The organism is Variovorax sp. V213, assembly GCF_041154455.1.
In the GTDB taxonomy this organism is placed as follows: Bacteria; Pseudomonadota; Gammaproteobacteria; order Burkholderiales; family Burkholderiaceae_C; genus Variovorax.
This window is the reverse complement of sequence record NZ_AP028665.1, coordinates 275,395-298,482: the sequence shown is the minus strand read 5'-3', so window position 1 is coordinate 298,482 and position 23,088 is coordinate 275,395. Positions and strand designations below refer to the sequence as shown.

General features: G+C 64.6%; 22 protein-coding genes. 11 read left to right on the top strand and 11 right to left on the bottom strand.

Features of this window, described 5'->3' with window-relative positions; translation table 11 throughout:
* Positions 1–5: 5 nt before the first annotated feature.
* Positions 6–1,232 (top strand): acyl-CoA dehydrogenase family protein, encoded by a 1,227-nt coding sequence (locus ACAM55_RS26470; RefSeq protein ID WP_369657232.1) that lies wholly within the window; start codon positions 6–8, stop codon positions 1,230–1,232.
* On the opposite strand, the gene ACAM55_RS26465 is transcribed toward ACAM55_RS26470, so the two are convergent.
* The gene (locus ACAM55_RS26465) at positions 1,229–3,448 is read right to left on the bottom strand and encodes a putative bifunctional diguanylate cyclase/phosphodiesterase (protein ID WP_369657231.1); all 2,220 of its coding nucleotides are present in this window, start codon (positions 3,446–3,448) and stop codon (positions 1,229–1,231) included. The genes ACAM55_RS26470 and ACAM55_RS26465 overlap by 4 nt on opposite strands.
* Positions 3,429–4,421 (bottom strand): TRAP transporter substrate-binding protein, encoded by a 993-nt coding sequence (locus ACAM55_RS26460; protein ID WP_369657230.1) that lies wholly within the window; start codon positions 4,419–4,421, stop codon positions 3,429–3,431. The genes ACAM55_RS26465 and ACAM55_RS26460 overlap by 20 nt, the downstream gene beginning before the upstream one ends.
* Before the next feature lie 238 nt (positions 4,422–4,659).
* Here ACAM55_RS26460 and ACAM55_RS26455 point away from each other — a divergent pair, with 238 nt between their 5' ends.
* Entirely contained in the window at positions 4,660–5,610 is a 951-nt protein-coding gene (locus ACAM55_RS26455) for an amidohydrolase family protein (protein ID WP_369657229.1), read from the top strand.
* Between the two features lie 11 nt (positions 5,611–5,621).
* On the opposite strand, the gene ACAM55_RS26450 is transcribed toward ACAM55_RS26455, so the two are convergent.
* Positions 5,622–6,170: a MarR family winged helix-turn-helix transcriptional regulator gene (locus tag ACAM55_RS26450; RefSeq protein WP_369657228.1), complete on the bottom strand. Its 549-nt coding sequence runs from the start codon at positions 6,168–6,170 to the stop codon at positions 5,622–5,624.
* Positions 6,171–6,401: 231 nt separating this feature from the next.
* On the opposite strand from ACAM55_RS26450, the gene ACAM55_RS26445 reads away from it, so the two are divergent.
* Positions 6,402–7,382, top strand: coding sequence for a tripartite tricarboxylate transporter substrate-binding protein (locus ACAM55_RS26445; protein ID WP_369657227.1), 981 nt, complete (start codon positions 6,402–6,404; stop codon positions 7,380–7,382).
* Positions 7,383–7,529: 147 nt separating this feature from the next.
* On the opposite strand, the gene ACAM55_RS26440 is transcribed toward ACAM55_RS26445, so the two are convergent.
* The 5 genes from ACAM55_RS26440 to ACAM55_RS26420 form a co-directional block, all read right to left on the bottom strand.
* A complete protein-coding gene (locus ACAM55_RS26440) occupies positions 7,530–8,855 on the bottom strand; it encodes an NAD(P)/FAD-dependent oxidoreductase (protein ID WP_369657226.1) in 1,326 nt (441 codons plus the stop codon).
* Between the two features lie 20 nt (positions 8,856–8,875).
* Positions 8,876–9,595, bottom strand: a complete 720-nt coding sequence (locus ACAM55_RS26435; RefSeq protein ID WP_369657225.1) for a cupin domain-containing protein — start codon at positions 9,593–9,595, stop codon at positions 8,876–8,878.
* A gap of 47 nt (positions 9,596–9,642) precedes the next feature.
* Positions 9,643–11,124 (bottom strand): aldehyde dehydrogenase family protein, encoded by a 1,482-nt coding sequence (locus ACAM55_RS26430; protein WP_369657224.1) that lies wholly within the window; start codon positions 11,122–11,124, stop codon positions 9,643–9,645.
* A gap of 421 nt (positions 11,125–11,545) precedes the next feature.
* Positions 11,546–11,701: a hypothetical protein gene (locus tag ACAM55_RS26425; RefSeq protein ID WP_369657223.1), complete on the bottom strand. Its 156-nt coding sequence runs from the start codon at positions 11,699–11,701 to the stop codon at positions 11,546–11,548.
* Between the two features lie 19 nt (positions 11,702–11,720).
* The gene (locus ACAM55_RS26420) at positions 11,721–12,647 is read right to left on the bottom strand and encodes a LysR family transcriptional regulator (RefSeq protein WP_369657222.1); all 927 of its coding nucleotides are present in this window, start codon (positions 12,645–12,647) and stop codon (positions 11,721–11,723) included.
* 141 nt (positions 12,648–12,788) lie between these two features.
* Here ACAM55_RS26420 and ACAM55_RS26415 point away from each other — a divergent pair, with 141 nt between their 5' ends.
* On the top strand, positions 12,789–14,231 hold the full coding sequence (locus tag ACAM55_RS26415; protein WP_369657221.1) for an MFS transporter: 1,443 nt from the start codon (positions 12,789–12,791) through the stop codon (positions 14,229–14,231).
* Between the two features lie 253 nt (positions 14,232–14,484).
* On the opposite strand, the gene ACAM55_RS26410 is transcribed toward ACAM55_RS26415, so the two are convergent.
* Positions 14,485–15,393 carry an AraC family transcriptional regulator gene (locus tag ACAM55_RS26410; RefSeq protein ID WP_369657220.1) on the bottom strand — a complete coding sequence of 303 codons (909 nt, stop codon included), beginning with the start codon at positions 15,391–15,393 and terminating at the stop codon, positions 14,485–14,487.
* Positions 15,394–15,508: 115 nt separating this feature from the next.
* Between ACAM55_RS26410 and ACAM55_RS26405 the strand changes: the two genes are divergently transcribed.
* The 7 genes from ACAM55_RS26405 to ACAM55_RS26375 all read left to right on the top strand — a co-directional run bounded on the left by ACAM55_RS26405 (position 15,509) and on the right by ACAM55_RS26375 (position 20,769).
* Positions 15,509–16,252 (top strand): SDR family oxidoreductase, encoded by a 744-nt coding sequence (locus ACAM55_RS26405; protein WP_369657219.1) that lies wholly within the window; start codon positions 15,509–15,511, stop codon positions 16,250–16,252.
* A gap of 183 nt (positions 16,253–16,435) precedes the next feature.
* The gene (locus tag ACAM55_RS26400) at positions 16,436–16,798 is read left to right on the top strand and encodes a hypothetical protein (RefSeq protein ID WP_369657218.1); all 363 of its coding nucleotides are present in this window, start codon (positions 16,436–16,438) and stop codon (positions 16,796–16,798) included.
* A 178-nt stretch (positions 16,799–16,976) separates the two neighbouring features.
* The gene (locus tag ACAM55_RS26395; protein ID WP_369657217.1) at positions 16,977–17,402 is read left to right on the top strand and encodes an Imm6 family immunity protein; all 426 of its coding nucleotides are present in this window, start codon (positions 16,977–16,979) and stop codon (positions 17,400–17,402) included.
* Between the two features lie 148 nt (positions 17,403–17,550).
* Positions 17,551–18,099: a GNAT family N-acetyltransferase gene (locus tag ACAM55_RS26390; protein WP_369657216.1), complete on the top strand. Its 549-nt coding sequence runs from the start codon at positions 17,551–17,553 to the stop codon at positions 18,097–18,099.
* Between the two features lie 246 nt (positions 18,100–18,345).
* Positions 18,346–18,948, top strand: coding sequence for a hypothetical protein (locus ACAM55_RS26385; protein WP_369657215.1), 603 nt, complete (start codon positions 18,346–18,348; stop codon positions 18,946–18,948).
* Between the two features lie 288 nt (positions 18,949–19,236).
* Complete coding sequence (locus ACAM55_RS26380; protein WP_369657214.1) at positions 19,237–19,758, top strand: AAA family ATPase; 522 nt, start codon at positions 19,237–19,239, stop codon at positions 19,756–19,758.
* A 147-nt stretch (positions 19,759–19,905) separates the two neighbouring features.
* Positions 19,906–20,769, top strand: a complete 864-nt coding sequence (locus ACAM55_RS26375) for a serine hydrolase domain-containing protein (RefSeq protein ID WP_369657482.1) — start codon at positions 19,906–19,908, stop codon at positions 20,767–20,769.
* A 401-nt stretch (positions 20,770–21,170) separates the two neighbouring features.
* On the opposite strand, the gene ACAM55_RS26370 is transcribed toward ACAM55_RS26375, so the two are convergent.
* The gene (locus ACAM55_RS26370) at positions 21,171–21,998 is read right to left on the bottom strand and encodes a transposase zinc-binding domain-containing protein (RefSeq protein WP_369657213.1); all 828 of its coding nucleotides are present in this window, start codon (positions 21,996–21,998) and stop codon (positions 21,171–21,173) included.
* Positions 21,999–22,007: 9 nt separating this feature from the next.
* The gene (locus ACAM55_RS26365) at positions 22,008–22,565 is read right to left on the bottom strand and encodes a tyrosine-type recombinase/integrase (protein WP_369657212.1); all 558 of its coding nucleotides are present in this window, start codon (positions 22,563–22,565) and stop codon (positions 22,008–22,010) included.
* Positions 22,566–23,088: the final 523 nt, after the last annotated feature.

Sequence of the window (23,088 nt, the reverse complement as noted above, 5' to 3'; positions counted from 1 at the left end):
GCCTCATGTTTGCCGAACCCTCCGCCAAGACCCGCGATCTGCTCGAACGCCTGAACAAGTTCTTCGACCAGCACATCTATCCGAACGAAGCGCGCTACCACCACGAGATGGATGCCTTCCGCCGACAGGGCAATGCCTGGCAGGTCTCGCCGCTGATCGAGGAACTGAAGCCCGTTGCGCGCGCGGCCGGCCTCTGGAACATGTTCCTGCCCCACCCGCACCGCGACGTGCCGGCCATCTCCAATCTCGACTATGCGCCGCTGTGCGAGGTGATGGGCCGCGTCTCCTGGTCGGGCGAGGTGTTCAACTGCTCGGCGCCCGACACCGGCAACATGGAAACCATCGAGCGCTACGGCACCGAGGCGCAGAAGGACGAATGGCTGGCGCCGCTGCTTGCCGGCGAGATCCGCTCGGGCTTCCTGATGACCGAGCCCGCCGTCGCATCGTCGGACGCCACCAACATCCAGTGCACCATCCGCCGCGAGGGCGACGAGTACGTGATCAACGGCCGCAAGTGGTTTTCTTCGGGCGCAGGCAGCCCGCGCTGCAAGATCTTCATCGTGATGGGCAAGACCGACCCCGACGCACCGCGCCATGCGCAGCAGTCGATGGTGCTGGTGCCGCGCGACACCCCGGGCATCACCGTGCTGCGCCATCTCTCGGTGTTCGGCTACGACGACGCACCGCACGGGCACATGGAAGTGCTGCTGGAAGACGTGCGCGTTCCCGCGGCCAACATCCTGCTGGGCGAAGGGCGCGGTTTCGAGATCGCGCAGGGCCGGCTCGGCCCGGGGCGCATTCACCATTGCATGCGCTCCATCGGCGCCGCCGAGCGCGCGCTCGAGCTGATGTGCGAGCGGCTGCGAAGCCGCGTGGCCTTCGGCCGTCCGCTCGCGGAGCAATCGATCTGGCACGAGCGCATCGCCGAGTCGCGCTGCCTCATCGACCAGGCCCGCCTGCTCACGCTCAATGCGGCCTACAAGATGGACACCGTGGGCAACAAGGAAGCGCGTGCCGAGATCGCGATGATCAAGGTGGTGGCACCCAACATGTCGTGCAAGGTGGTCGACTGGGCGATCCAGGCGCATGGCGCGGCCGGCGTGAGCCAGGACTTCTGGCTCGCCGAAGCCTATGCGCACCAGCGCACCGTGCGCATCGTCGACGGGCCCGACGAAGTGCACCGCAACGCCATCGCCAAGCTGGAGCTGGCCAAGCGGCGCGTCGGCGGCTAGCCAAGCATCGACAGAGGCACCGCGCCCGGCGTGTGTGCAGTGGCGAAGCGTGTTCTGACCAAGGCTGCGAGTTCGGTGGGGGACACAGGGGGGCTGAAGAGGTAGCCCTGCATCTCGTCACAGCCGTTGGCAAGCAAGAACTGCAGCTGCTGTTCGGTCTCGACACCTTCCGCAATGACCTTCAGATTGAGTTCGTGTCCCAGCGAAATGATGGCCTTGGCGATCGCCTTGTCTTCTTCGTCGTCCGGAATGTCACGCACGAAGGCCCGATCGATCTTCAGCCGGGCGATCGGAAAGCGCTTGATGGCGCTCAGGCTGGAATAGCCGGTTCCGAAATCGTCCATGGAGAGCTGCACGCCCATCCGCTGCAGCGCCTTCATCGACAACAGGGCGTTCTCGAGATCTTCCATCACCAGGCTTTCGGTCAGCTCGAGTTCGAGGAACCGGGCTTCGAGCCCGCTTTCCGCGAGCGCCCGGGCGACCTGTTCGATCAGGGTCCTCTCCCTGAACTGCCGCGCCGACACATTGACCGAGACACCGAAGGCCGGCAGGCCCGCATGCTGCCAGGCCTTGTTCTGGAAGCAGGCGGTGCGCAGCACCCATTCGCCGATGGGAACGATGAGCCCCGTCTCTTCGGCCAGGGGGATGAAGTCCGCCGGCGGTATCAGGCCGCGCTCCGGGTGCTTCCAGCGGATCAGAGCCTCGGCGCCAATCACCTGGCCCGATCTCATCTCCAGCTGGGGCTGGTACATGAGGTAGAACTCGCCCCGGGCGATGGCATTGCGCAACCCTTCGCGCATTGCGAGTTTGTCGCGGACCGTGCCGTTCATCTCGGCCGCATAGAACTGGTAGGTGTTGCGCCCCGAGGCCTTGGCACGGGACATCGCGGCATCGGCATTCATGACCAGGGCGTCTGCGTCGGCGCCATCCGCGGGATAGGTGGCCACGCCCATGCTGGCGGTGACCTGGACTGCCTGGCTGCCGATCTGGATCGGCCATGCAATGGCGTCGAGCAGCCGCTGCAGTGCCGGAGCGATCTCTGCCCCGTCTCCCGGCTGGTCGTACAGCACGACCACGAACTCGTCGCCGCCGGTTCGCACCACCGTGTCCACGCTGCGCAGGCACTGGCTCATGCGTCCGGCCATGACCTTCAGCAATTCGTCCCCGGCCTTGCGGCCCAGGCTGTCGTTGACCAGCTTGAAACCATCGAGGTTGATGAACACCACCGTCATCAGCCGGCCGTATCGATCGGCATACGAAATGGCCTGCTTGAGCCGATCTTCCAGCAGCGCGCGGTTCGGGAGCCCCGTCAATGCATCGTGCGTGGCCTGGTGCTTCAACGTGTCGGCGCTGCTCTCCAGCAGCACATTGGAATTCTCGATCGATTCGGCCATCTGGTTCATGGCTCTTGCCAGGATGCCGAATTCATCGTCGCGCCCCTGCTGCGCCCTTGCGCTGAAGTCTCCCGAGGCAACGCGCCGGGAGAAGGCGATGAGCTGCGTGATGGAGCCCGTGATGCGCCGCGAGACAATCCTTGCGATCACGACGCCCATGAGGGTGGCCAGCGCAATCGTGGCGATAGCGGCCCAGCGCGAGAAACTGGCTGCGCGTGCTACATCGTTTCGCGTTTGAATCGCTCGTTTGCTTGCCGCGGTGTGCAGCGCCTCCACGGAGGACTCGATGGCAACCGCCGCGTCGACGTAGTCTTGGCGAGACGCGCGTGCCGAGCCGAGATGGCCCTCCTTGCCATGCTGCTTGATGAACGCGAGAAAGCCGTTCTCGTATTGCCGGGTCTGGGCCTCGATCCGGTCGACCTGGTCCCGAAACCGCGGATCGGTCGAGACGATTCGCAGGCTGGCAAGGTACTCGCGCATATCCAGCAAATGGTTTTGCATGGCTGGCAGCGAACGCGTGCTGGCCTCCGCCACGCCGAGCCGATCCGCCGACAGCAGGAGTTCGCTTTCAGCTTCGCGTGCCTTGTACATCGCCAGCGAACTGCGCAGGCTCAGGTCCGCCATCCGGTTGTCGCTGTTCAGCAACTTGTCGATGGCGGCCGAGGACCGTCGTTCGCTCAGATAGAAGGCAACGCCCAGTGCGAGCATCAGCGCAATCACGACGCCGAAGCCGAGGGCGATCTCCGCCCGCAGGCTGAGCGATCTTTTCCACCACGAGAAGTCTCCTCGCTGGCGAGGTGCGTCACTGCTTTCGCTCTGCATCGACCATCTTCAGGAAAATGCGCACGTTCTCTTCGCCGGCAAAGCGCGCGATCTCCGCCCGGGCGCTTTGCGTGGCCGCGCGAAACGGCGCGGGGTCGGGCCGCGTGACCTTCACGCCGGCGGCGGCCATCCTGGCAATGAGCTGTTCCTCCTCGTCGATGATCTTCTTGCGCATGCCGTCGCCTGCCGCCTTGCTCTCTTCGCGCACGATCGCTTGCTGCGCCGGCGTGAGCTTTGCCCAACTCGTGGCGCTCATGAGGTGGAGCGTGTTGTAGTACACATGGCGCGTCAAGGCGAGGTGCTTCTGGGTCTCGTACAGCTTGTTGTAGTAGATGACATTGATCGGGTTCTCCTGGCCGTCGACCACGCCCTGGGACAGCGCCTGAGGAAGTTCCTTGAAACCGACCTTGCTGACCTGGGCACCCAGCGCTTCCATGGTGGCCTCGAGCTCGGCAACGGGCGGAACGCGCACCCTCAGGCCTCGCACGTCTTCAGGCACGTTGATCGGGCGCTTGTTGTTGGTGAGATTGCGGAATCCCCATTCCCAGTTGGACAAGACGATGAAGCCCTGCTTCTCGGCAAGCGGTGCGAGCCACTTCATCGCCGGGCCATCGAGCACGCGGTGAGCATGCGAATAGCTGTCGAAGAGATACGGAAGAATGACAACCGAGAACGTTTTCTCGTACTTGATGAGATAGTTCATCGAGGTCACGTCCATGTCGACGGCGCCGAGCCTGACTTTCTGCAGCAGTTCGTTCTCGCTGCCGAGTTGGGACGCGGGAAAGATCTCGACGCTGACCTGTCCGCGCGTGCGCTCTTCGACGCGCTTCGCGAACTGGAGCGCCGCCAGATGTGCCGGGTGCGTGGTGGTTGCGGCGTGCACCAGCGACAACACGACGGGCTCGGCGTGCGCCGCCGGCGCGAGCGCTGCAAACCCCCATGCCGCGACAAGCCTCAGGAGTGATTTTTTCATGCCATACGGTTTGTTCGGACTGAGCCGTGGTGCTCATTAGACCCTCGATGGATCGTCGCAGTCGACTCATTCCATGCGGGATATCCCTGCAGCTAACCGTTGATCTGGCGCGGGCCGCGCAAGTGTTTACATGAAAAGTTCTATAGCGCTCAGCTGGCGCCAGCCCGGTGCAGCCGAGGCGGCAAAGACCTTGATCCAGAACTGGTACAGGCCGAGCTGAATCGAGGACTGGTCCAGAATGAGACGACCGATCGACACGCGTTCCATCTTCAGCAATCACATGAGAGCCATTGCGCCCCTCGCGGCCCTTGTCCTGGCCACCTGCCTGGCCGTCGCGCCGCTTGCCCATGGCCAGGCCGCGCAAGGCCCGCAGGCCTACGACGGCCCGCTGTTCGACACGCATCTGCACTACAACCAGGAAGCCTGGGACGGCAACACCGGGCCCTATCCGCCCGCCGAAGCGCTCGCGCGCATGCAGCGCAACCACGTGACGGCGATCGTTGCCAACTCGCGGCCCAACGCAGGCACGCAAACGCTGGCTGCGGCGCGCGAAACCCGCGCCGCGGGCGTGACCGTGGTGCCCTTCGTGCGCCTGTACCGCAACCGCGACGACTACAGCAACTGGTTCCGCGACGAGAGCATCCACGAGATGGTGCTGGCCGAGCTGGCGCGCGGCACCGCGAGCGGGCCCTACCGCGGGATCGGCGAGTTCCACCTGTACGAGAGCGCCAATGCCAACGGGCCGGTGGCCAAGAAGCTGATCGCGCTGGCGGAGCGGCAGAAGCTCGCGGTGCTCGCGCACGTCGACGACGTGGCGATCGACCTGTTGATGGCCAACGCGCCGTCGAAGGGGAAGAACCTTCGCCTCATCTGGGCGCACACCGGCATCGGCGGCGCACCCATCGAGCGGGTGCAGGCCCTGCTGGAACGCTACCCGCTGCTGATGGGCGAACTCTCGTACCGGCCGGGGCTGACCTGCGAGGGCGGCAGGCTGTGCCCCGAGTGGCGCACGCTGATCCTCAGGTATCCGGAGCGCTTCATGATCGGCTCCGACACCTGGGTGAACCAGCGCTGGAGCGCCTACGACGAGATCATGCGCGGCTATCGCGTTTGGCTCGGCGACCTGCCGCCCGACGTGGCGCGGCGCATTGCCTGGGGCAACGCGGCCGCGCTGTTCGACCTGCGCTGAGCGGGGTGCCGCTAAACCTGGCGCGATTCCGGCCAGCGGTGCCGCGTGCCGCCCGAGCGCCGGTCGGCCTTCTCGGCCACCGCGCCCTGCGCGCTCAAGGCGTTGCCGCGCTGTTCGAGGTGCTGCAGGCACTGCAGGAAGATGTCGAGGTGCGCGGGCGCTATGCCCTCGAGCAGATCGACGTTGAGATCCGCAATGCGCGGAAACACGCGTTCGAAAAGCTGCCGGCCCGAGGGGCTCAGCCGCACGTGCACTTCGCGCCGGTCCTCGGCGTCCTGCCGGCGCACCACCAGCTTCTTGTCGACCAGGCCGCGGAGGCCGCGCGAGGTGCGTACGCGGTCCAGGTGCAGGTGTGCGGCCAGTGCCGAGGAGCGGATTTCGCCCTGCTGCGCGAGCGTGGCAATCATTCCCCATTCGCGCCGCGTGATGCCGAAGCCGCCCTCGACCAGGCGCGTGGCCATGCCGTTGCTCGCGCGCACCGCGCGCGAGAAGCGGTACAGGAGCAGGTCGTCGAGCCAGCGCGGCGCAAGCACCGCGCTGGCGTCGGGAAAAGCGGGCATGTCTGGCGGACCGTGCATGGCGATCGGGAATAGGAAATCGGAATCGGAAAGCGGTGAAAAGGGTGTGGCCGGCGCGCCTCGGCAGGCAAGTGATGGATTAGATCAACTGTTTGTGGCGTGCGTATAAACGGTAACAAATTACACGGGATGAAACAACCGCAGCTCGGCGATTGTCGCCGCGAAGGCCTGTGCGCGCCCGTGTCGATGCCACCACCGCAAGCAGGAGATCCGATGACCGCATTCTTTTCCCGGCGCAAGCTCACCGCATGGTGCCTCGCGCTCGCCGCATGTGCCGCGCCGCTGGCCCACGCCCAGACGCCGGTCTTCGACGGTCCGCTCACGCTGGTGGTCGGCTACACCGCGGGCGGCAGCACCGACCGCATCGCACGCCTGGTCGCCGAGCGGCTTGGCCCGAGGCTCGGCGTGGCGGTGACGGTCGAAAACCGTCCGGGCGAGGGCGGCCGGCTGGCTGCCAAGGAGATCAAGCGCGCGCCTGCCGGGCAGAACGTGCTGATGCTCGGCAACCCGGCCGTCATGGTGGTGGCGCCGCTCGTGTTCAAGGACCTGGGCTACGACCCCGACAAGGACTTCGTGCCGGTGTCGCAGGTCAGCAGCTACGACTTCGCGCTGGCTGTGGGCAACAAGCTGCAGCTCGACCGCGCGATGTTCCTCGTGGGCCGCCTCTGGGCGCACCCCGAGGAGGCCGTCTTCGGCGTGCCGGCCACCGGCAGCCTGCCTCACTTCTTCGGCCTGATGGTGGGCGATGCGCTGAGTGTGCAGCCGCAGATCAAGGGCTACGGCGGATCGGCGCCGCTGTCGGCCGACCTGACCGGCGGCAACCTGCCGATCGCCATCGACACGCTCGATTCGCTCTACGCGCAGCACGTGGCCGGCAAGATCCGCATCCTGGCCGTGTCGGGCAAGAAGCGCGTGAGCTTCGCGCCGGCGATTCCCACCTTCCGCGAGGCCGGCATGAAGATCGACGCCGATGGCTGGAATACCTTCTTCGCCCCTGCCGCGATGCCGCCTGCCAAGGTGCAGCAGCTGGCCATCGCGATCCGCGACGTGATGCAGGACCCGGCGCTGCAGAAGGCCGCCAATGCGGCCTACATCACGCCCGTGGTCAGCACGCAGGCCGAGACGGCGCAGATGCTCAAGAGCTTCCGCCAGCAATGGGAGCCGGTGGTGCGGCGCTCGGGCTTCCAGCCCTGAACGGCCCATCGGCGCTGGTGCTCAGCGCGGCAACTTCGCTTGGGCGTCCCTCAGGCCTCGCGCCCTGAGGCCCAGGGTGGGCATCGGAGTCCGAGCGCTCGAGAACATGCATGCCTTTGGTGCCGGTCATCGCGGCGCAGGCGCGGCCTAGAAATCAGCGACCTTGCCCCAGGCCGAGCCGCTGAACCGCGCCGGCCGGTACGGTGCGGGATCCACGATCGGTTCGCCGCCGCTGGCAAGGTCCGCAATCAGGTGGCCGGCGCCGGGGCCGATGCCAAAGCCGTGTCCGGAAAAGCCTGCGGCCAGAATGAAGCCAGGCAGACCGGGCACCTCTCCGATGCCGGGAACACCGTCCGGCGTGCTGTCGATATAGCCTGCCCAGGCGTGCGTGATCTTTGCATCGCGAAGTTGGGGCAGCAGTTCGACGGCGCGGCGGTGGGTCTCCCTGATCGTGGGCATGTCAGGCTTCGGATCGAGGATGCGCACCCGCTCCATCGGCGTGGGTGCATCGAGCCGCCACCGCGCCAGCGTTTCATGGCCACCACGAATGCCTTCCAGGCCGCCCGAACGGAGGCTGCGCCAGCGCTTGGCGAACATCGGCACGAATTGCGGGGCGAATCGCAAGAACTGCCCGGTCACGTCCACGCGCGCGCGGCCGCTGATGGCCAGTGCGTAGCGCCCGTCGCTGCGGCGCGTGGCGGACACATTCGCGCTCACCACGGCAGCCGGCAAGCGATGCTCCACAGGGGACACGCTCAGAATGGATTGCCGGATCGACGCCTGGGGAAAGCGGATGCCGAGCTGCCGGCAGAACGAGGACGCCCAGGCGCCGCCGGCGAGCACGGCCGTCCTGGTCTTGATGACCCCGGCTTCCGTGATCACGCCGCTGACCCGTCCGCCTTCCGTCTCGATGCCGCGGGCCGCGCAATTCTGATGGACGCTGCCCCCGAGCTTGATGAGCGCAGCGGCCACCGCCGGCGCGGCCTTGGCGGGATCGGCGGTGCCATCGCTGGGCGAGAAGACGCCGCCTTTCCAGGCGCGGCCGGTTGCCTGCCCGCGCTCGGCGGCCTCGCGGCCACTCAGCATGTGGGTCGTCACGCCTGCGGTCTTCGCAAAATCGCGCCAGCTGGCCCAGCGGGAAATTTCGGCCTCGTCATTGCTGAGATACAGGAGCCCGCAGCGCTGAAAGCCCGTGTCTTCACCGCTCTCGGCGGCAAATTGTTCCCACAGGTCGAGGCTCTTGCTCGCCAACGGCAGTTCGCGAGCGTCGCGGTTCTGCTGCCGGCACCAGCCCCAGTTGCGGCTCGACTGCTCGGCGCCGATCCTGCCCTTTTCCACCAGAGCCACCGAAACGCCGCGCTTGGCCAGGTAGTAGGCCGTGAAGACGCCGATGATGCCGCCGCCGATCACGACGACGTCCGCCGAAGCCGGTGGTTTTGGGGACGTGTTGATGTGTTGCAGCGGAGGCGACATGATGAATCTTGCTCGCCCGTTCAAGCCGGGACGGTTTGGCACACGTAGAACTTCGCCACGCGATCGCTGCTTTCCCAGCCGATCGGTGCGCCCTGGGGCACGAAAACCGCGTCGCCCGCGCCCGCCGACAGCACGCTGCCATCAGGGGCCGCGAACCGCACGCTGCCGGCCAGGAGATGCATGAACTCGTTCATGCGATGCGCGCGAACGATCCGGTGGTAGGGGGTTGAGTCCCAGGTGCCCGCAAGGTACTGCGCGGCGTCCTCGGTGAAGACCTTGTCGCTGCGGCACTCGGGCACGGGGCCCAGCAGCACTTCGGCAGGTAGCGTGCCGGTGGGCTTGAAGTTGGCGTCGGCGTGCAACGGGAAGACGCCGCGCTGGGTCGGTTTCTCGCAGGCGGCCGCGCAAAACACGAAACGCACGCGGGATCCGGCCCGTATGCGTACCGCCGTACCGCATCCGATGACGGCACCCGCCTGCGGACCGACCACCAACGGGGTCTCCCCGGCCGCCGTCAGGGTCAGCTCTCCCTCGACCACGACGATGGTTTCGATGTGGGGATAGCTTGCGACTTCGAGCTCACCGATGAAGCTGGTGCGGCCCGCGATCATCGCGCCCGGTCCCTCCCACGCAATCTCGCGATGCCGCGCAAAAGGATCGTCCTTGCCGAACGGCGCCCGGCGGAAGGCGGTTGAAACGGATGCGCCGTTGGCGCGATGCAGCACGAGGGCCACGGTCATGATTGCTCCTGCGCGTTGCGCGATGTCTTCACTGAAAGCCTGTCAGTTCAGTCGGTACTGGATGCCGAGGCATCCTGGAAGCCAAGAATGGCCTTGGTTTCCAGGTACTCCTCGAGACCTTCGATTCCGTATTCGCGGCCGTTTCCCGACCGCTTGTAGCCACCGAAGGGGGCATGCGGGTTCCAGGCCGGATAGTTGATGTGCACCTGCCCGGAGCGGATGCGCATTGCCACGGCGCGCGCCGCGCCGAGGTCCTGCCCTTGCACGTGGGCGCCCAGGCCGTAGACGGTGTCGTTGGCGATCTCCACCGCCTCGTCCACGCTGTCATAGGGGATCAGCGCGAGCACCGGCCCGAAGATCTCCTCCTGCGCGATATGCATTTGAGAATGCACCGCGGTGAAGATGGTCGGACGGCAGTAGAAGCCGCGGCTCAAGCCCTCTGGCCGGCCGAGGCCGCCACAAATGAGCCGCGCGCCTTCGGCGATTCCGATGCCGATCATTTCCTGCACCCGATTGAACTGGGCGCGATTCGCCACCGGGCCATGCGTGGTCTGCTGCGAACGTGGATCGCCCACGACGATGCTGGATGCCGCTTCGAGCGCGATCCGTTCGACCTCCTGGAGGCGCGCGCGGGGCACGATCATGCGAGTCGGCGCGCTGCAGGATTGGCCGACGTTGCGGAAGCCGGCCGCCACGCCTGCCGGTACGGCGCGCGCGAGGTCCGCATCCGGCAGGACGAGGTTGGGAGATTTCCCGCCGAGTTCCTGCGCCACGCGCTTCACCGTTGGGGCCGCCGCCTGGGCAACCAGGACGCCGGCCCTCGTCGAACCGGTGAACGAGATCATGTCCACGTCCGGATGCTCCGCCAAGGCAGCGCCGACCTCCGGTCCGCTGCCATTCACCAGATTGAACACACCCGGCGGAATGCCGGCGTCGTGCATCACTTCGGCAAAGAGCAGGGCGCTCAGGGGCGACAGCTCGCTGGGTTTCAAGACGACGGTACATCCCGCGGCCAGGGCGGCTCCGACCTTGGCTGTGATCTGGTAGAGCGGCCAGTTCCACGGCGTGATCAGGCCGCACACGCCGATGGCCTCGCGCATGATGGCCATGTCGCCCCGATGGGTGACGAACGCATAACTGCGCGCATTGTCGCGGGCCACGCGAATGTGCTCCGCTGCAGACGGCACCTGCGTGAGGCGCGCGAAGCCGATGGCCGCGCCCATCTCCAGCGAGATCGCCTGGGCAAACAGTTCTGCGCGCTCGAGGATCAGGGCGTGGACACGATCGAGAAGCAGGGCCCTGCTCTGGGCGGAACTCACGGACCAGGCCGCGAATGCGCGCTGCGCCGCAGCCACGGCTGCAGCGACATCTCCTGCACTGCCCAGCGCGATCTCCGCGACGGGCTCCTCGGTCGATGGGTCGACGACGGCGCTGCGAGCCTGCGTTTCGGGCAGGACCCACTCGCCGCCAACAAATATGCGATCCAGGCGGCCGGCGCGCCTGAGGTGCTCGACGATCGAGGAGTTCATGGAGCCGGCCTTTCGGAAACGACGTCAGGGTTGTTCATCGCCATCCATGAAAGCGCGGCGCGGATGCTTGGTAGTGCGGTGGGGTGCGTCATGAGGGGGCTGAGGGCGGGCCTGTGGATGTCCAAAAGTTTAGGCCGCGTGCCCCTCGCGCCGGTGCTGCAATGAGGGTCTTGCACAAAGCAGGCTGCGGTTGTGCAGGCCGCTACAAGCAGATCCTGCTGCCGTGTACGTTCTTGCGAGCCCGGAGCTGCGGCAGATGCTGATCTACAGTCCATTTGATTGGCTGACCTTCGCCGAGGGGTTGTCTGGTTTTGTCGGTGATGCAGAACCCGGGACGGATGGGGCCTTGGGCTAAAGGCGATTGCCAGCCACAACCGGGCATTGACGAGGCCCGGCTGGGGATAGGGGCTACTGATGACGATCAGTCGATCCGTTGCTGGAAGGAAAGCATGGCCACGCTCCGCTTGTGGCACTGGCTAATAGTCTTGGTGGTAGTCGCGATCATCTTCGCGATGCCAAAGAAGTTGCCATGAGCGAGGCTTCCGTAGCTGGATTCGACGGCGAAGCCGACGTTCAAGGTCGATGCTTGAACGCAGTCACGGCGCGCTTGTCTGCTCATTCAGCGGCCGGCAAACCTCCAGCACCACCCCGCGCAGCCATCGATGCGCAGGATCCCGATCAAGACGCGGATGCCACATCTGCGACACGGTGATCTGCTCCGTAGGCAGCGGCAGCGGGAACGAGCGCAGCGTGCCCCGCGCCCTCAGGTGTTCAAAGTACGATGACGGTATCAATGCAACTAACTCAGTCGCGGCCGCTATCGACAAGGCGGTGCTGAAGCTGGGCACCACGACTGCGGTATTGCGCACCAGGCCCATCGCTGCGAGCGCGTCGTCCACCGGTCCCACAGTCCGGCCATGGCGTGAAGTGACCACGTGGTCGCAGGCAGCGTAGCGCTCGGCGGTGATCTCGGGTTCGGCGAGCAGGGGATGGCCCTGGCGCACTACCGCGATGAATCGGTCGCGATAGAGCGCCTGAACGCGTACCTCCGGGCCCGACTCGCCGAGAACGCCGACATCCAGATCGAGCAATCCCTCCCGCAGTGGGCGAACGTCCTTGTCGGGCTTGGGCGCGAAACGCAGGCGAACGCCGGGCGCTTCGTGCGCGGCGCGAGCCACCAGCTGATGCGCGAAGGCCTCGATGAAGCCGTCGTTGGCCCGTATGGTGAACAAGTGCTGGAGCGCGCGGGGGTCCATGCTCGTGCCGGCGGGCTGAAGCACCGCGCGCGATTCCTGCACCAGCTCCCTGACGCGGTCGCGCAGTGCCAGCGCATGCGGCGTGAGCACCATGGCGCGACCCGCGCGCACGAGGAGCTGGTCCCCGGTTGATTCCCGCAACCGCGCGAGCGCCCGGCTCATCGCCGACTCGCTCAGGCCCAGGCGCTCGGCAGCTTTCGCGACGCTGCCCTCGGAAAGAAGCGCGTTCAACGCAAACAGCAGGTTCAGGTCGGCATTTGTCGGCATGCCCGAAACCTAGCATGGCTGCGAGGATTTCGACAGGCGCCGGGTGCAGGGACAAGCTGAGCGCCACGCGCTGTGCAAGCCGTGCGCGCAGTCCTAAGCTGGCTTGGCGCGATAGAGCGTGCCTCTTCCAGTCGTCCAATCATGTTGTCATCTACGCTTCGACCGAACTCTTCTTCCACCATTGCCCGCACCGTCGAAACCCAAGAGGTGAACGACGTGAACGTAGTGCATGACGCCGATGGTCTGCCTCGACCGCGGCGCTACGCAGCCGTCGCCGCGATCCTGGGCGCGGGCATGCTCGTGGTGCTCGATGGCGCAATCGCCAACATCGCGCTGCCAGGCATCGCCCAGCAATTGCAGGCGACACCCGCCGATGCCATCTGGATCATCACCGCCTATCAACTGGCCGTGGTCATGTTCCTGTTGCCGGCTTCTGCTGTCGGGGAGCGGTTCGGGTATCGGCGCGTTTTCGCCGGCGGCGTCGCGCTCTTCACTGCGGCGTCGGTGTTGTGCGCGTTGGCCCCGTCGCTGCCATGGCTCGTGGCCGCGCGGTGCCTTCAGGGCCTGGGCAGTGCGGCCGTGATGCCCCTTGGACTGGCGTTGTTGCGCTTCACTTATCCGCGTCGATTGCTGGCGCGCTCGATCGCCTGGAACGCGCTCGCCGTCGCTGCCGCTTCAGCGTCGGGTCCCACCCTTGGCGCTTTCATACTCTCTGCGGCAAGTTGGCCGTGGCTCTTTGCGGTGAATCTGCCGATCGGCCTCCTCGTGCTCGCCGCCTGCGCAGGGTTGCCGAGCCCGGCGCGCTCGGTGCACCGCATCGACGTCTGGAGCATCGCGCTCAATGCGGTCATGTTCGCCTCTTTCGTGCTGGGGAGTGACCGGCTGGTGGTGCATCCGTTGCACGGCAGCGCGTTGCTCGCGTTGTCGGCCGTTTGCATGGTCCTGCTGGTACGGCGTGAGATGCCAAAGGCGGCGCCGTTGATCCCGCTCGACCTGCTGCGCCTGCATTCCTTTCGGGTGTCGGTCATTGCCTCCGTGTGTTGCTTCACCGGCCAGATGGCGGCCCTTGTGGTGCTGCCGTTCTACATCCAGCACGAACTCGGCCAGAGCGCAGTGACCGCCGGCCTCCTGATGACTCCCTGGCCCCTGGCGGTGATGCTGGCCGCACCGCTGTCGGCACGCCTGGCCCAGCGCGTGCCGACCGCCTGGCTCTGCGCGGCCGGAAGTGCGTGCTTCGCGAGCGGTCTGGCCCTGTGTGCCCTGTGGCCGCCGCACGGCAACCCGGCTTTACCGATCGCTGTGTTCACGAGCCTCGCCGGCCTGGGCTTCGGCTTCTTTCAGACGCCGAACAACCAGAACATGCTGCTCTCGGCACCCAAGGAGCGCAGCGGCGCCGCCGGTGGCGCGCAAGGCACCGCCCGACTCACGGGGTTGACGCTCGGCAGCCTGTTGATGAGCCTGGTGTTCGCGCTGCTGTCGCCGCACAGCGCGGTGCACTGGGGCCTGGCGATGGCGGCTTTGGCCGCGTTGGCCGGGAGTGTGGCCAGCTTGCTCAGAAGCCCCGCAAGGGCTCGCGCCGCGTGATCGGTACCGGGAGGCGAGCGCGCTCTTTTCGGCCCCAGCATTGCTGGTGCAACCGACTGCTTTGGAGGCGCGCAGATGTCTGCAGTGAGCCCTTTGCACCGACAGCCCGTCCGGCTACAGTCGGGCCAAAACCCGACGTTTGGGTGAAGCATCCTCTGCTCGGAACCAAGATTCATCAGCACGAGCTAAAGCGCGCTTGAAACAACGACTTCCCCTCATCGCGGCGGATGGGCGTCGTGACCAATGTTGCAACTTACGCGACAGGCGGGCCGTCCCGTGCGTAGCGGCTGGGCGATTGCCCGACATGCCGGGAGAACGCGACGCTGAAGGTGCTCGTCGAGGCGTACCCCACGCGCTCGCTCACGTCGGCGACCGCCATGCGTTCGTGACGCAGCAGGCTCTTGGCGATCTCCATGCGCCAGCGCAGCAGGTAGTCCATCGGCGGGGTGCCGACAGTGCGCGTGAACCGGTCGAAGAAGGCCGAACGGGACAAGGCGGCGACTTCCGCCAGTTGCGCCACGGTCCAGGCGCGCGTCACGTCCGCATGCATCTGCTGGAGCGCCGGTGCCAGGCGCGTGTCGCCCAACCCGCGCAGCAGGCCGGGTGGCGCGGCGCCTGCCGTGGTCCAGCGCATCGCTTCGATGAGCAGCATGCCGACCAGGTGCGACAGCACGAGTTCCTTGCCGGATTGCGGGTCCTGGTATTCCTCGCCCACCATGCGCACGAGCTGTGCCAGTCGTTGCGAGCCCTTCACATGGACCACCTGAGGCAGCAGGGAGGCGAGCAGCCCGGGGTCTGCGCCGTCGAACAGGAACGCTCCGCCGAGCGAACGCATGTCTGGCTCGCCCGCCAGGTCGCCGTGGCGCCGTTCGCCCTCGCCACCGGGCACGACCTTGGGGTCGATGTGAACCGTCGGGGCGGGGCCGAAGCTTGAGAGGGTGAAGGGCGGGGTCGACGGCAGCAGCACGAAGTCGCCGGCGCTGAGCGTCACTGGCTCGTGCCCGTCGACGGCAAGGCAGCAGTGGCCCTCCAACATGATGCAGAAGCTGGGCTGGCCATATTCGGCATAGCGCACTGCCCAGTCGCCCTTGCCGCTGATGAGGTTGGCAAAGACGGCGCGCGGCTTCAGCAGCCGGACGACTTCAGTGAGCGGATCACTCATGCGCAAGGGCCATGAATTGGACGATGGCTAAAAAAGCAAGGATTCTTGCAGGTTTCAAGTCCTGTATTGCGTCGATATCGTGAGGCCTTCTCTCATCATTCGACAAGGACTGCACATGAAAACCGTACTGATCACCGGATGCTCTTCGGGCTATGGGCTGGAAACAGCGCGCCACTTCCTCGCCCAGGGCTGGAAGGTCATCGCCACCATGCGCACGCCACGGGAAGACCTGTTGCCAACGTCTGACCGGCTGCGCCTGCTGGCACTCGACGTGACACAGCCCGAAAGCGTTGCCGCGGCGATCGAGGCGGCCGGGCCCATCGACGTGCTCGTCAACAACGCCGGCATCGGCGTCGTCGGCGCCTTCGAGGCGACGTCGATAGCGCTGACGCGGGAGGTGTTCGAGACCAACACCTTCGGCGTCATGGCCATGATGCAGGCCGTCATCCCGCAGTTCCGGGAGCGCCGCTCGGGCGTCATCGTCAACGTGACCTCCAGCGTCACCCTGGCGGCCATGCCGCTGGCCGGCGTGTACACGGCCAGCAAGACCGCCATCACCGGCCTGACCGGCTCGGTGGCCCTGGAACTCGCGGCCTTCGATGTGCGCGTCAAACTCGTCGAGCCGGGGTATGCCCCCACGACCCGCTTTGCCGAGAACGGCGCCGCGCGCATCCAGGGCCTTATCCCGGAGGCGTACATGCCCTTCGCGGGCCCGATCTTCGCGGCCTTTGCTCAACCGGCGGCCGTTACCACCGAGCGGGATGTGGCGGAGGTGGTTTGGCAGGCTGCCAACGACCGATCCGAGCGGCTGCGCTTCGCGGCAGGGGCTGACGCTATCGCCTTGGCTGACGCCACCTGAATCTCGGAAGGCGGCGGGGGATGCTTGTTCACGGCGTTTAGTCCTTCGCTCATCACTGAAGGACTGCTTCGGAGCAGACCGTACAGCCGCTTCGGGCCCAAAGCTCAGAGGCTGCGACCGGCTACAGTCCGCCATAAACAGACACTCGCATCGATCCTTTAAAAGGTGGGCGAAGCATCAAGCATGGGAATGATTTGGTTTGGAGTTGGTAGTCTTGCCATGTTCGTGTTGACAAGCATCCTCTTGGTTTTTTCCGTGGAGCATGTGGAGCACGCCTGGGGCAAGAGCGGAGCATTCCAGATCCTTTGCCTTCTGTCCTTTGTTGCGACCTTCCTACTTGTCGTCGGTTTTGGACTTGGGGCAGCGTTGTCCAAGCGATTTCCGCTCCGCGCTTGCTCGCTTTTGCTTGGGGTCGCCAGCGCAGCCACTTTTGTCTTCTTGTTATGGGTGACTTCTGTGGGGCAGACAACATCTTGGGCATCCATTTTTCTGTTGCCGTTTATCGGTGGTGTGGCGCCGCTGTTCCAGCGCAGATCAAAAGACTGATTCGTCCTAATGTCCTGCCGTCGCCGGATGCCCGCTCCGGAGCCAAGGCAAACAGCCGCTACGGGCCCTGCGCCGCCGACATCCTTCGTCTACAGTCGGCCAGAAGTGGCTGTTCGACATGTCGGCTCAATGCGGCCGAGAGCCGACATTCGGTCTAGGCTCCTAGAAGAATTTATCCATGGATTGCAATTTCACCCTTCCAGAGAATCTTGCTCTTGGGCTTTTGATTGCCGATCTGTTCCTTGACGCTAGCGACCTGACCGGCGAAGACAGAGTTCTCTCGGCGCAGGGGCTAAGGCTCTCTTGGGAATGGGTGAAGGGGCACCACGTCGCCCCTCGTCTGCTTTGCGACTACATCGATGGCGAGGCGAATTTGCCTTTCCGTTCGACGCTATACGAGGCCAACAGCAATGCGGGCCGCGCGATGACGGCTGCTTTTCTTGCAATTGGCTTGACAGCCCTGCAGGCCTGCCGTGAGACGAACATGTCACCATCCGAGAGTGTCGAAAATTTCGGGGACGGCGAGTGGCATGCATTGATGAGTCTCGCGCCGATGCTGTCCGATGAAGGCCGAGCCAGCATCGCTCAGGCAAAGCTTCGATAGGTGCGGGGCGGCATCAGGGAGCAGCGCCAGCCGCTCCCCACGTCGGGCAAAATGCGGCCACTACCGGTCAGTCGCGGATCGAGCAGCAACGACCGGCCTAGACTGGAACGGACTTCGGATTAGCAGTCGTCCACGAGACAATCGCCCCATGACCCCCCGCATCATCGATCTTCAAACACGTGATTTCTCAGAATTCGCGGAGTACTTGAACGATCACATTTCCGACAACGGGGCCGAAGGGCAGCCTCTGTTTCAGCCCATTGCTCGATCGGATTGCCACTTTGCAGGCGAGAGAGCAGTTGGCTTCCGCCGAGCCTTAGATGTGGTTCCTCCTACTCCAGGATGGCGCCGGGCTTGGGTCGCCTTGGCTGGTAAGGACAGGCTTGTCGGCCACGTCGACCTGAGGGCTCATCCGACTCCTCACATGGTTCATCGGTGTCTGCTGGGGATGGGCGTGCATCGCGAGTGGCGACACTTGGGCATGGGACAGCGCCTACTAGACGTCGCAATCGAATGGGCGAAAGCCGATCAGCAGATGGAGTGGATCGACCTGCAAGTAATCGCGTCCAACGGGGCGGCCGTCAGGCTTTATAAGCGAGCGGGGTTTACGGAGACCGGACTCATTCGAGACTGCTTCCGTATGGACGGGCGCCAGGTGGACTATCTGTCTATGGCATTGCCAGTTCGTCGAGAGTAAGTCACCCCTCGCCCTGTTCCGCCAACCAAAGGTCTTGCCCCGTCGGAGTGCGTAGTGAATCGATGAACGTCCGCAGTTGCACCGCGAAGCGGCTCTCCGGGATGACCGGTCGTATAACCGCACGGGGCCCAAAGCTCAGGTGTCATCAAGAGGCTACAGTCGGCCACATGCAGTCATTCAGCCAATTACCACCAGTCCCGCGAGACCGGTCGTTCGCGGCGCATGCCAATCTAGAAGCCTCCGAGAATGCCTCCGTCAACTGAAGCCCTGCAACGACTGAGCGACTTCGCCTCTGGCAAAACCCTGGTGCCTGAGTTCGAGCAACAGCTCTACAACGATCCAGACATTGAAACGTTGCTCTCGGCAGAGAGCGCGCCTCGGTTTTGCCAAACGGGAACAACGCTATTCCACTACCTGATCGGACTCGACTTGAGCGACCCAAGCCACGTGCTCAACGCACAGGACGTATTGGTTTCGTTGCTCCAGAAGCACGGAGTGAAGACAGCGCTGGCCGGGGCCGCAACGGCGGAATATGCGCTGCTGGTCGATGCCCAGCCCCGCTGGCTCGACGCGGACGTCAAGTTCCTTGCCTCGTTACTCGATGCTGCGCCATGCCTACCTTCCAAACAGAGAAAGGTATGGCTGCGTCAGAGAATCTTGGAGCTGTTTAAGTACGCCAAGCAGCCCCCGCGCTGGTTGCAGTCTCCAGCGTGGCCTATCGGAGATGCTGGCCCTTTGGTCTTCTTGGGGCAGTTTCCTGTCGCCGACTACTTTCATGATGAGGCGGCGGTGTATGTTTTCCATGACCCGGCGAAGGACGCGTTCACAACTTTCGTTCAGCACAGCTGAGCTCGCGGCATGAAGACAATCACCAAAATGCCTCCTCGCGGCCAAGAGCGGAAGTACGGATCGAACCTCTGGCCTGACCTCGGTGCATAGGCGTCCCACGCGAACGGATTGCCGAGACCTCTGGAACCCGCTATCCTTGCTCTTCATGGCTTGCTCGCAATTCGCGTCCATTATTCGCACCATCCGAAGGATGGTGGGTTAGCTCGCGGCCTGAGTAGCCAAGCAACCCGCCCCGTGAGGCGGGTTTTTTCTGTCTCCTGGGGCTCCTCAGAGTTACCGGAGATTGGAATGCTCGAAACCGAAACCTCGCGGACTGCCGCCGCTTCTTCCTCGCCAGGGGTCCTGCATATAGTCTGCGGGAAGATCGCTTCCGGCAAGTCGACGCTCACCAAGCACCTCGCAGCGCAGCCGAAGGTGGTTCTCATCAGCGAGGACGATTGGCTCGCACGCCTTTACCCGAACGAGATTCAAGCTCTCGCGGACTACGTGCGCTGTGCCGGCAGATTGCGCGAAGCGATGTCGGGCCACATCGCGGCACTGCTCGCAGCCGGCACGTCCGTCGTACTCGACTTCCCCTCGAACACCCCCACTACAAGAAGTTGGGCCCGAAGCATCTTCGAGAAAGCTGAAGCAGCGCATCGCCTGCACTACCTGGAGGTTCCCGACGAAGTTTGCAAGGCGCGCCTGCGTGCTCGTAACCTTTCAGGCGAACACCCGTTCCAAACAACCGATGCGGAGTTCGATCAAATCACCAGCCATTTCGTCCCGCCTGGGGCGGAGGAAGGCTTCAACATAGTTCGCTATGGCTGAACAGTGGCCGTTGACTTTGCCGACGCGCATTCGAAGTCGGCCGCAAAAGGCAGAATACGGCCAGGAACGGACCTTCGATGCGCCAACCTGATTCCCCGTCCAGTGCACTCTTCAACGTTTTTCTCCCTCGTATCAAACGGTTCGCCAGTGCAGCACGGAGAGCACGATGCGGTGGTTCCCTGGTGGAGCTTTACGAAGGCAGTGCTATCGGCAGTGTCCCTGTCACTGGTGCGTGATGGGTTGGTTCGACTCGATGACGCAGTCCTTGAAGGTCCGTTCACGCTGCGTCAGCTGCTGAGACATGAAGCCGGGCTGGCTGACTATGGCGAGCTTGTCGAATACCACGCTGCCGTTGCTCGCGGCGAGGCACCCTGGCCGGCGGATGAAATGGTGCAATGCCTCGATGCTACGAGGTTGCGTTATGCGCCTGGAATCGGTTGGCGGTATTCGAACGTCGGCTACATGTACGTAGCGAGACTTGTCGAACGTGTGACAGGACTCGCGCTTGAGGAAGCGCTGATGCAACAAGCGTTGGCGCCGCTGGGCTTGTTGCGAGTTCGCGCCGCAAAGACGCGAGCTGACTTGGACGGCGTGTGTCTGGGGGGCGCATCCACTTATGACCCCGGATGGGTTTATCACGGTTTGCTTGTCGGCCCTCTCTCGGACGCTGCCCTTTTTCTAGACCGCCTGCTGGCTGGACACCTCCTGCCTGATTCGCTGCTGCAGGAGATGCAAGCAGCACGCACCCTCGGCGGACCTCTTCCTGGGCGCCCTTGGACTTCGCCGGGATATGGCCTCGGCCTGATGCAGGGCGTGATGGATACGGGTCTGACCTTGTGCGGACACACCGGAGCTGGGCCGGGCAGCGTAGTGGCCGTCTACCGCAGCGCCTACGGTGTTGACACGGCGAGTTGCGCCGTCTTTCGTGAGGGCTCCGGCGAAGGCCTTGCTGTAGGCGAGGTCGTTAATCGCCTGTCGGCAACCCTGAAGCCTGAGACGTCTGGCGATTGATGATGCGGGCTCTCTGAACGTCTGGTTTCAGGAAGTGCGTAAGACAGCTTCGGTTAAGGGTTGTCCGACACCTGCCCGTGCAACACCACGAGCCCACGCACGACAACGGCCTGAGGGCAGGTGTTGGACAAGCCTCTAAGGAGGAAACCGCGGAATGCTCTGCTGCGGACTGGGAAGGCTACGGGCCTATGGGGATTCGGGACGCTCGGCCCGAGCTGGCTCCGATGCGGAGCCCGGGGACGCCTGCCATGGCGTTGCCGAAGCGCAGCAATTCAAGGCTGTCGTTTGCGTCGCTTGACGCCAGGACGGTCGACGAAGGGCATCACAGGACTCGAAGACCAGACTTCCTCTCATCGGCCCGACAGCAAGAAGGGTCAAAGATTGGCTGAGCAGCTGCGTCGTCATGGTGCCCGGACCTGTGGTGGCGGCGCACGGATCGGCTGCCCGCGAGCCAACGTCAGCAAGACGATCATCGCAGCGCCGCAGCGCATGCAGACGAAGGTCGGTTGAGGATGGCAAGGCTCGGCATCCAGGCTCGCGATTTGCGCGACCGCGTCAGCTTCTTGCCCCAGCAGTTCCCGGATGCGCGACAGGCTGGCCGCGCGATTGCCGTTGGCCAGAAGCCCGTAGTGTCGGATGCGATGGAAGCCATCCGGCACGCGCACGGACAGGAAGAAGCCGGGCTTGCAGGCGATCCAGCGCCCGCCATCCGGCGACAGACCTCCGCCCGGCACGATACCGTGCACATGCGGATGATGCGTCAGTGCCGATCCCCAGGTGTGCAGCACAAAGGTCGCGCCGATGCTTGCACCAAGGTGCTTGGGAGCGGCTGCGATGGTCAACAGGGTCTCGGCGGCCGCATCGAACAGCAAGGCGTAGATCTCGGCCTTGTTGTAGTAGGCGATGGCACTGATCGGCGCTGGCAAGGTGAAGACGACGTGGTAGTAGTCCACCGGCAGCAGATCGGCTTGGCGCGCGTCCAGCCAACGCCGTGCTGCAGCGGCCTGGCACTTCGGGCAATGCCGGTTGCGGCACGAGTTGTAGGCGATCTGATCTTGCCCGCAGGCTTCGCAACGCAACACGTGTCCCCCCAGCGCCGCGCTGCGGCACTGTTCGATGGCCGACATGACCTTGAGCTGGCCCAGGCTCAGGTGACCGCGCTGCGCGTTGCGCCAGTCGGGACCGTGGGTGCGGAAGATGTCGGCGACTTCCAGGGCGCAGTGCGCCATGGAGATGCTCTATGCGGGCTGCAGCTTCTCGAGCGGGCTGACGACCTCGCGCAGGACTTCGGTGGCCACGTGCGTGTAGACCGACGTGGTCTCCAGCTTCTTGTGGCCGGGCATCACCTGGATCACGCGGATGTCTACCTTCTGCTCCAGCAGGTGCGTGGCAAAGCTGTGGCGCAGCGTATGCATGGTGACGCGCTTGTCGATCTTGGCCGCTTCGGCGGCGTCATGGACCGCGCGGTTGAGCACCATCGGCAGCTTCTGCGGCACATGCACGTAGTTCATCCGCTCGACCAGTTCGCCGCGATTGAGCGTGACGTCGAAGAAGAACTTCAGGCCGGTGATGGTGGCGTTGAGCGTGATCGGCGAGACGCCCCGGTCGACCAGGTGCAGCTGGAAACGCCGCAGATCCTCGGCAGAGGCCGTGTCGGGGGAGCGTTGGAGGAAGCTCGCGAGGTAGCGCACGGCGCGGACGTAGGCCGATTGCGTCTTGGGGACGAGCTTGCGCATACGCATGTCGTCGAGCAAACGCTGGCGCAGCGGGCAAATTGTCGGTGTCGAAGGGATCATGATCGTGCTCCTGTCGAAGAACGAGGCCGATTGCCTCGGTTCCCAACATAGACAGGGGCGCGATGCTTGTTAAATCACAGACTGTGCGGCGGGCTACCGCGCGAGCGGTTTAGTCCTCGGGCCCGATGCCGTCCTTCGGCTCTCTCAAAAGCGCTCATTCAATCCGGCATCGCAACCTGCCGCGAGGCCTTGATTCAAAGACCCGGGCGCGGGCCCAGGCTCGCATGTGGAAACAAGCCCTACGCTCACCATCCGGCCGCCAGGTGGCGTTTGATGCGAGCACAAGGAAGCAGGCTCTTGTCCCACAACTTGGGCTGGTGCGAGGCGATAACTTAAGTTCGCTCGCGCTCTGTGCGGGACCTGGGTGCACCACCGCACCGAGACTTGCACCCAGCTGCTTGCTGGGTTTTTTTCGCTCACCTAGACACTCATGGCCCTTAAGAAGAACGACATGCTCGCTTGCATCCGGCAGAAATTTTCCGTACCCGCACGCCGCGGCGGCTTGGTCGAAATACGCGGCGTC